This is a genomic window from Clostridium sp. HV4-5-A1G (genome assembly GCF_900184915.1).
GTDB classification, from domain to species: domain Bacteria; phylum Bacillota; class Clostridia; order Clostridiales; family Clostridiaceae; genus Clostridium_B; species Clostridium_B aromativorans.
Map to the genome: position 1 here is coordinate 1 of NZ_FXYI02000134.1, position 9,922 is coordinate 9,922.

Consider the following 9,922-nt stretch of genomic DNA (forward strand, 5'->3'; position numbering starts at 1 on the left):
ATTTATTTTTATAAAACGTATTTATATTATACAGTTGAAATATTTTGTTTTTCTATTCTTGTTGAACGCAATATATATATGTATTATATTTATATTGTGTCAAGTCATCCTCTAGAGAAAGGAGTGTATTTTCATAAAAGGACTATTTAAGGGAACTAAAGGAAAGATATTATTAATTTTAATAATATGCTGTTTATATCTATTTATACCCCCTTTAAGGCATGGGATTGACAAATCCATCAGTGTACTGAAAAATGTAGACGTGGATTCAGTCAGAAGTTATGTTCTAAGCTTCGGCATTTTAGCACCAATAGTATCATTTTTTTTAATGGTACTTCAATCAATAATTGCCCCCCTACCCGCATTTATAATAACCTTCGCCAATGCAGGGATATTTGGATGGATAAAAGGTGCCATTTTATCCTGGTCAAGTGCTATGGCAGGAGCAGTTCTCTGCTTCTATATAGCTAGATTTCTAGGCAGGGATGCAGTTGAAAAGCTCACATCCAAAACCGCCATAGAAAAAGTGGATGAATTTTTTAAAAATTATGGTAAATATGCTATACTAATTGCAAGATTATTACCTTTTATATCTTTTGACATAGTCAGTTATGCAGCAGGTTTGACTTCCATGGGATTTTGGCCGTTTTTCATAGCAACTGGATTAGGACAACTCCCTGCTACTATCATTTACTCCTACATAGGCGGAATGTTGACAGGTACAGTTAAAACTCTAGTAATTGGGCTGCTGTTTCTATTTGCAGTAACTACTCTGGCATTTTTATTGAAAAAGATGTGGAATGATAAACATAAATACGCATAAAAAAACCACCTGCGGTGGTTTTTTTATATAGAATAAATTATTATCAATGATAGCCTTTATTATCTTCTATTTCCAAAAAAACAAAGCGAAAGCATTCCGGCTCCACAATGAGTAGCCATTCCGAGCCCCAAAGGATTTATAATAAATTTGTTATTGTGGAATTCCTTCTCCATTACCTTTTTCAACATATTTGCATCTTCCAGACAATCTCCATGAGAAATACCTATAACCTGGCCTTCAGTGCTCACTGCCCTTTCTCTAAATCTATCAACTAGATATTTAATTCCCTTTCTTCTTCCTCTAACATTAGCTACATTTTTAAGCGATCCATCACTACAGATATATATTATAGGCTTTACATCTAGAAGAGTTCCTATAACTGCCTTGGATGATGATATCCTTCCACCCTTCTTCAAGTGTTTTAAATCCTCTACCATAAACCAGTAATTCATCTTCAGTTTATTGTCATCCAGCCACTTTACAATTTCATCCTTGCTTTTACCTTCTTCTGCCATTCTACAAGCACCATATACCAAAAGTCCAAGTCCTATGGAAGAACCTTTACTGTCAACTAAAGTTATATCGGCATCCTTAAACTCACTGATTATAGATTCTCTTGCCAGTTTTGAACTGTTAAAGGTGCCGCTTATAGCTGAGGACATTCCAATATATACAATCGGTCTTTTTTCTTTTAGCAATTCTTTAAATTTCTCAGCAAACCTGTATTCATTTATTTGAGATGTATATGGCATTTCTCCATTTCTCAAGCCGCCGTAAAATTCCGCGTAACTCAAGGATTTTCCAAAATCATCTTCATAATCCTTACCTTTAAAATGACACGTTAAACCTAAAAATGGAATATTTTTTTCTGCTATAAAGCTTCCCGGTAAATCACATCCTGCATCAGTCATAATTATAGGCTTAGTCATCAGCATCTCCCCCAACGTAAAATAGGATTAATTTCAATCACTACAGTAAACATTATACAATACTTTGTCAAATACATAAATCAATATATTATGAATAATAAGTAACAGCATAATTTTTATACCAATACTTTACTGTTATTATAACAAAAATACCATTTATTTACCATACTTAATAGGGGGTTTTAAATAAATAGCGTATATTTCTAAATTTTAAAGTAATTAATTCCTGCATCAAACAGCTTCTGATCTTTATTTCCCGGAATATTTTTCATGATATTCTCTCCAATTCTTTCTGAATGGGCCATCTTGCCAAGTATTCTTCCATCAGGACTGGTTATACCTTCTACTGCATAATAGGAACCATTTGGGTTAAATCTTATATCATAGGATGGGTTCCCATTAAAATCTACATATTGGCTGGCAATTTGACCTCTATTCTTCATTTCTTCAATGGCAGCAGAACTTGCTACAAATCTTCCCTCTCCATGAGAAACTGCTATAGAATATATATCGCCTACAGACACGTTGTTAAACCAGGGAGAAAGATTTGAGACCACTTTGGTGTTTACTACTCTGGACACATGTCTTCCTATTTTATTATAAGTAAGAGTAGGATAATTCTCCTCTATGTCCCTTATCTCTCCAAATGGAAGCAGCCCTAATTTTATAAGTGCCTGGAATCCGTTGCATATTCCAAGTATCAATCCATCCCTTTTATTTAAAAACTCCATTACAGCCTCCTTTATCTTTGAATTTCTAAAGAATGCAGCAATAAATTTTCCGGATCCATCTGGTTCATCTCCAGCACTGAATCCTCCTGGAATCATAATTATCTGTGAAGAGTTTATACTTTTTACAATTTCATTTACAGATCCCTCTATTTGAGCACCAGTCAAATTTCTGATTATAACAGTGTCTACATCTGCCCCTGCTTTCTGAAAAGCTCTTGTGGAATCATATTCACAGTTAGTTCCCGGGAATACAGGAATAGTCACTTTTGGAGAAGCTATTTTTATTTTTGGATACAATTTATGTTTTCTACTAAAAAGATTTGACTTTATTTCTTCATTTTCCAATGCAACCTTGGTTGGAAAAATATTTTCAAGACTCTTTTCCCATGAAGCTTCCATTTCCGAAATGGATATTTTAATCTCACCTATATCTATACACTGTTCTCTTTGGGTAATTCCAATAACCTTATAGTCAATCTCTTTTAACTCCTCTTCTAAAATTTCATTTTTATCTAATTCCACTATCATGGAGCCGTAATCTGGTGAAAACAGATCTATGTTTTCCCAGTTATCCGCAAACTTCAATCCTATTCTGTTTCCAAAACTCATCTTACTTACAGCTTCACAGATGCCGCCTCTTTTTACAGTACTGGCTGATAATATTCTTCCTTCTGATATCAATTTACCTATTAAACTGTAATTCTTTCTTATCTTCTCAAAATCAGGGAGTTGAAAATCATCTCTAGGTGCAGGTATAAATACTACATAACTGCCATATCCCTTAAACTCAGGGGATATGAGTTTATCAGCTTCTCCCGTAGTAACTGCAAAGGAGACCAACGTAGGTGGTACATTCATATCTTTGAAACTTCCAGACATGCTGTCCTTTCCACCTATAGCTGCAACTTCAAGCTCTCTCTGTGCATAGAGGGCACCAAGAAGTGCTGCAAGAGGCTTCCCCCATTTAAAAGGATCCTTTCCCAATTTTTCAAAGTACTCTTGAAAAGTCAATTTTATGTTATCCATCTGTCCACCTGAACATACAATTTTAGCTATCGATTCCAGTACTGCATACACTGCACCGTGAAATGGACTCCACTTTGCTATATCTGGATTATACCCAAAACTCATCAAAGTAGCAGTGTTTGTGCTGCCCTTTAATACAGGAAGCTTGGCAGCCATAGCTTCTATAGGAGTATCCTGATATTTACCTCCATAAGGCATAAATATACTTGAGGCTCCCACAGTGCTGTCAAATCTCTCTATCAATCCCTTTTGACTGCATACATTTAAATTCTGCAGCGTTTCAAACCAGCTTCTTAAAATACAGTCCCCGCTTTTTACCTCGTTTTTCCTGCTTTCAAAATAACTATTAATATCCGGAGATTTAATATTAACATCTGTTTTTGCTCTTACACCGTTTGTATCCAAAAATTCTCTACTTAAATCTACAATGGGATTTCCTCTCCATAACATTTTCAATCTTCCGCTATCTGTCACATACGCTACTTTTGTGGCCTCTAAATTTTCCTCTCTGGCATATTTTATAAAGTCTTCTTCATGTTCCCTGTCCACAACTACCGCCATACGTTCCTGAGATTCTGATATGGCAAGTTCAGTTCCATCCAATCCCTCATACTTTTTTGGCACTAAGTCAAGGTTTATCTCAAGTCCCTCAGCCAGCTCTCCTATGGCCACCGAAACGCCTCCGGCTCCAAAATCATTGCATCTTTTAATCATCCTGCTGACTTTTCCTTTTCTAAACAACCTCTGTATTTTCCTTTCAGTAACAGGATTTCCCTTTTGAACCTCAGCACCTGAAGTCAATATGGAAGTTTCGGTATGCTTTTTAGAAGAACCAGTTGCTCCTCCACATCCATCCCTTCCTGTCCTTCCTCCCAGCAGTATCACCACATCGGATATTTCAGGTTTTTCCCTTTTCACATTTTCCAATGGAACAGCTCCTATGACAGCCCCTATTTCCATCCTCTTGGTTACATAATCTTCATCATATATTTCAGAAACCATCCCGGTTGCAAGGCCTATCTGATTTCCATAGGAACTATACCCCTGGGCAGCTCCTAAAGTTATTTTTTTCTGAGGTAGTTTTCCCTTTAGTGTATCTTCAACTTTAGTTCTCGGATCTCCACTCCCAGTAACTCTCATAGCCTGATATACATAAGCTCTTCCAGATAGAGGATCACGTATTGCACCGCCAAGACAAGTTGCAGCTCCACCGAAAGGCTCTATCTCAGTAGGATGATTATGCGTTTCATTTTTAAACATTACAAGCCATTTTTCATTTTTACCATCTACATCCGCATCCACAACTATGCTGCAGGCATTTATCTCATCAGATTCATCCAGATTCTTTAGTTTGCCGCTTTTTTTAAGTATCTTCATTCCAATGGTAGCTATATCCATAAGGCATCTAGGTTTTTCATCTTTATTATATATTTCATTCCTCAGCTTTAAGTAATATTCATAAGTCCTCTTTATGGGGATTGAATACTTTCCCTCCTCAACCATTACGTTCTTCAGTTCAGTATTAAAAGTAGTATGTCTACAGTGATCCGACCAATAAGTATCTATAACCTTTATCTCTGTTATTGTAGGATTTCTTTTTTCCTCTTCTTTGAAGTATTTCTGGCAAAAAATCAGATCTTCAACACTCATGGCAAGTCCCCGTAATTTTATAAACTCTTCTAAGCCATCATGACTCATTTCTATAAACCCATGGATTATCTCCACACTATCTGGAATATGTAACTTTTTATCCAAGTTTTCAACCTTTTCAAGGGAAGCTTCTCTTGAATCAACTGGGTTTATGCAGTAGTTCTTTATTTTTTTAAACTCACCATCTGATATATGTCCATATATCACATATACCTTTGCAGATGTAACATGAATTTTTTCACTTTGAGTTAATATTTGAATACACTGAGATGCTGAGTCGGCTCTTTGATCATACTGTCCTGGAAGATATTCCACAGCAAAAACTCTTGTATTCTCATCTCTGGGCAGATCTTCCTCATATATTTTATCCACAGTTTTTTCGGAGAATATTATATATTTTGATTTTTCGTATTCATCGTCACTGATGTTCTCTATATCATAACGGTTTATTATTCTTATATTTTTCAATCCGTGAATATTAAGACTTTCGCTGACATCCCTAAGAAATCCTTGAGCTTCTATATCAAATCCCTTTTTTTTCTCTACAAATAGCCTTTTGACACCCATCGTACTCTCTCCTTGTTTCTTATTTTTTTTCGAACATTTATATTATTTTTTTTAAAATTATTCGTAGATATTATATCATAAATATACAGCTTTGTGAACAATATAATTGAATAAAACCGACATTGGTGACACCCCTATCTTAAAAAAAATTCAGGTGTCAGCAATATCAGTTTTCCTCATAAATTCTTCTAAAATATAGTAAGATGAATAACAATCCATGCCTAGACTCTCCAGAAGTGCACGATAATCACTTGATACACAGTATTTCTTTTACATTTTTCCCAAATACCTTAGAACTATCATAAAAGTATTTTCTCTCAGAAACTACCCCTCTGACTATATGTCCCGTACTGGTAATTATTTCAGTCTGTTCACCAAACTCACAATCCTTCAGGCTCACGCCTCTTAAAAATACTTTAATTGTCCTTTTATCCTGACAAAAATCCATATTTTCCACTTCGATTAATCTTCCTTTTTTTATCATTTAACTCAACCCCGTTATAGTTTTAATAAATTGTATGCGGAAAAAATATGAAATATAATTACTAAGACAAATAAAATGCTGTCCACAAATATGTGAACAGCAAAACTATCAAATAGCACTATTTATATAAAGGAAAGCTATGGCACAACTCAACTACCTTTTCTTTGATACCGCTCAGATCTTTATCTCTGTTTTCTACAGCTGAATTTATAAAATAAGCTATCTTTTTCATCTCATTTTCTTTAAAACCTCTGGTAGTAACCGCAGGAGTACCCAGCCTAATTCCACTGGTAATATTTGCACCAAGCTTATCAAAAGGTACTGCATTTTTATTGACGGTTATATTTACAGTATCAAGAAGTTCTTCTAAATCTTTTCCTGTAATTTTTTTATCAGTAAGATCCACAAGTATAAGATGGTTATCCGTTCCCCCGCTTACAATTCTAAATCCATATCTTTCAAGCTCTTCTGCCAGAACTTTGGCATTTTTTACAACCTGAGCTATATACTCTTTATATTCATCTGTAAGAGCTTCTCCGAAACAAACAGCTTTTCCTGCAATAACATGCATCAGAGGTCCTCCCTGCATTCCAGGAAAAATTGTCTTGTCAAGAACAGCTCCATATTTATCCTTGCATATTATAGCTCCTCCTCTAGGTCCCCTCAGTGTTTTATGTGTAGTAGTCGTTACAAAATCAGCATAGGGAACGGGGGACATATGTTTTCCTGCTGCAACAAGTCCTGCAATATGTGCCATATCCACCATCATATACGCACCAACTTCATCACATATACTCCTTATTTTCTTAAAATCTATCTCTCTGGAATATGCACTTGCACCTGAAACTATCATTTTAGGTCTATGTTCAAGAGCCAAATCTCTCATCTTATCATAGTCAATTCTCTCTGTTTCTGGATTTAATCCATAGGGGATAAAATTATACAATTTTCCGGAAAAACTCACCTTGCTTCCATGAGTTAAGTGCCCTCCATGGCTTAAGCTCATACCAAGAACTGTATCTCCCGGTTTTAAAACAGACATGTACACTGCCATATTTGCCTGAGAACCTGAATGAGGCTGTACATTTACATGTTCCCCCCCAAAAAGCTTTTTCATCCTGTCTCTTGCAAGATTTTCAACTTTATCTACTGCATAACATCCTCCATAGTACCTTTTGCCCGGATATCCTTCTGCATATTTATTGGTAAGAAAAGATCCCATGGCCTCCATTACAGACTTACTTGTGAAATTCTCTGAAGCAATAAGCTCTATGCCATTTTCCTGTCGTTCAGCCTCTTCCTCAATTATGCCAAAAACGGCCTTGTCACTATTTTTTAATTCACTAAAATCCACTTCTTATCAACTCCTTACAAATTATTTGTATCTCGTATATAATTATACTGTAAACCTTTAACATCTATCAATACACTACTTTATAACTTGAATTTGCACAAGCGACTTACTTTTTTTCACTATTTCATGTCAAGAACCCATATGCTATAATAAAACAATGATATATTTTACCATAGGGAGATCAATTTATATGGATATTAACAGAATAGTAAATTTAGCTGCTTATGCAGGAAAAATAATGCTGGAAAGCGGTGCGGAAATTTACAGAGTAGAGGAAACAATAATTAGAATAAGTAAAAATTATAACATAGATGATATAGATGCCTTTGTGACATTGAATATAATCATAATTTCTGCTTCAGATAAGTATGGTCAAACCATATCATTGATAAAAAGAGTAAGACAGAGAACCTTGAATCTGGAGAAAATATCTCAGGTAAATAATATTTCAAGACACATAAAAGATGAGGCCTATACCTTAGATGAGATGGAAAATAAATTATCTAAAATACAGTATTCAAAACCCTACAGTACAAAGATAATTATATTGTTTTCAGGTATAGCTGCTGCTTTTTTTTCTCTTGTATTTGGCGGAAACCTGCATGACTTTTTAGTATCCTTTATCATAGGATGTATTTTAAGCATTCTCTCTAAATCTTTAGGCCTTCTTCAAGCAAATGAATTTTTCATAAACATAATATGTGGGGCCGTCACTGCTCTAATAGCTCTGAGCAGTGTTCAACTTGAAATAGGCTCTCATGTAGATACCATAATAATAAGTTCCATCATGCTTTTAGTACCTGGCCTTTCAATAACCAATGCCATAAGAGACACCATGGCCGGTGATCTCATATCCGGAATTTCAAGGGGAATTGAAGCTTTTTTAGTAGCCATTGCCATTGCAGTGGGTACAGGATCCATATTGAAACTGTGGCTTGTTCTAGGAGGACTTTAATTATGATAATAAATTCCATATATATTTTAATCGCCACTTTATGCTTTGGCATAATCGGCAATGTTCGTGGAAAAAATCTTGTATTTTCATCCATTGGAGGAGGTATAACCTGGTTTTTATATTCAATTTCCTCCCACTATATAGGTTCCTCCAGTATATTATGTTTCTTTATAGCCTCGGTATTCGCATCTATTTACTCTGAAATAATGGCCCGAATCTTAAAAACTCCCGCCACAACTTTTATCATAGGTGCAATTATACCTCTGGTTCCCGGTGGAAATATGTATAATGCCATGTTTCAATATGTACAGGGAAATATAAATCAATCTCTACTTATCGCCTTCAAAACACTGGCTATTGCTGGTTCAATAGCTGTAGGTATATTTTTTATATCTTCAGTATTTAAAGCATCTGCACTCTTTAACAGAAATTTCTTTAAACATAATAGGTTATAAAATAAATTTTTTTATAACCTCTCCTATGGCCCCATTGTTATTATCATTTTTTGTAATATAATCTGCAGATTCTTTCAGTATTTGACGGGCATTGCTCACTGCCACTCCAAGTCCTGCAGCTTTAATCATGCTCTTATCATTCTCGTCATTTCCCACAGCTATACATTCACTGATAGGTATCCTATAATAATCTGCCAAAGCCTTCAATCCATTCCCCTTGGAGTTTCCCCTGCTGATTATTTCAATATTGTCTATGCCGGATTTTGTTATACCTACCTTAGTACTGCCCTCTATTTTTTTTCTCAATCTCTCTAAATAACCTAAATCTGAATCTATGGCCACTAATTTATGGATATTCTCTTCAGTACTTTCTATAAATTTTCGCGAATCCGGTAAAATGCTTATCTCCATTCTAAATTTTCTATCTATTTTTCTGTTGAATTCATAAAATCTTTTCGTAGTGTATTTAAACTGCTCACAATAAAGTCTGTGATCATCGTAAAAATGATAATACGTATCTTTTTCTTCTCTCAAAATATCTATAGTTTTAAGAATTTCAACCTTATCCACAGGCTCGGATTTTATAACATTCCCATTTTCATCTAATATCATAGAACCATTACAACATATCACAGGTTGATTTTGAAATAATGTATGGTAATAAAATTTTAGCGATCCAGGCAATCTTCCCGTAGCCATGACAACTTTTATTCCCAATTCACTTGCCCTACGTATCATATCCACGTTATATTGGGATATGAATTTTTCATCATCTAAAAGCGTACCATCCATATCCATAGCAATAATTTTATAGTTCATATTTATAACACTCCAATTTTTTTATACTTGATTTTTCAAATTATATGTATATCTAAATAATTATCCTGCTGTAAGGTATAAACTTTAAATTGAGAACATAAATTTTATTTATAATACTCTATATAAAGG

8 protein-coding genes are annotated in these 9,922 nt (G+C 34.7%); 3 read left to right on the top strand and 5 right to left on the bottom strand.

Going from position 1 to position 9,922, the window contains the following annotated elements:
- Positions 1-133: 133 nt before the first annotated feature.
- Complete coding sequence (locus J5G60_RS13250) at positions 134-823, top strand: TVP38/TMEM64 family protein (protein ID WP_150357815.1); 690 nt, start codon at positions 134-136, stop codon at positions 821-823.
- Between the two features lie 59 nt (positions 824-882).
- On the opposite strand, the gene J5G60_RS13255 is transcribed toward J5G60_RS13250, so the two are convergent.
- From J5G60_RS13255 to glyA, 4 genes are all read right to left on the bottom strand, one after another.
- Positions 883-1,752 (bottom strand): DegV family protein, encoded by an 870-nt coding sequence (locus J5G60_RS13255; protein ID WP_150357817.1) that lies wholly within the window; start codon positions 1,750-1,752, stop codon positions 883-885.
- 203 nt (positions 1,753-1,955) lie between these two features.
- The gene (locus J5G60_RS13260) at positions 1,956-5,726 is read right to left on the bottom strand and encodes a phosphoribosylformylglycinamidine synthase (RefSeq protein WP_150357819.1); all 3,771 of its coding nucleotides are present in this window, start codon (positions 5,724-5,726) and stop codon (positions 1,956-1,958) included.
- A gap of 247 nt (positions 5,727-5,973) precedes the next feature.
- A complete protein-coding gene (locus tag J5G60_RS13265; protein WP_150357821.1) occupies positions 5,974-6,210 on the bottom strand; it encodes a hypothetical protein in 237 nt (78 codons plus the stop codon).
- A gap of 118 nt (positions 6,211-6,328) precedes the next feature.
- Positions 6,329-7,564 carry a serine hydroxymethyltransferase gene (glyA, locus tag J5G60_RS13270; protein ID WP_150357822.1) on the bottom strand — a complete coding sequence of 412 codons (1,236 nt, stop codon included), beginning with the start codon at positions 7,562-7,564 and terminating at the stop codon, positions 6,329-6,331.
- Positions 7,565-7,754: 190 nt separating this feature from the next.
- Between glyA and J5G60_RS13275 the strand changes: the two genes are divergently transcribed.
- Positions 7,755-8,519, top strand: coding sequence for a threonine/serine exporter family protein (locus J5G60_RS13275; protein ID WP_150357823.1), 765 nt, complete (start codon positions 7,755-7,757; stop codon positions 8,517-8,519).
- Between the two features lie 2 nt (positions 8,520-8,521).
- Positions 8,522-8,974: a threonine/serine exporter family protein gene (locus J5G60_RS13280; protein WP_150357824.1), complete on the top strand. Its 453-nt coding sequence runs from the start codon at positions 8,522-8,524 to the stop codon at positions 8,972-8,974.
- Here J5G60_RS13280 and J5G60_RS13285 read toward each other — a convergent pair.
- Positions 8,969-9,793: a Cof-type HAD-IIB family hydrolase gene (locus tag J5G60_RS13285; RefSeq protein WP_150357825.1), complete on the bottom strand. Its 825-nt coding sequence runs from the start codon at positions 9,791-9,793 to the stop codon at positions 8,969-8,971. The genes J5G60_RS13280 and J5G60_RS13285 overlap by 6 nt on opposite strands.
- Positions 9,794-9,922 lie beyond the last annotated feature (129 nt).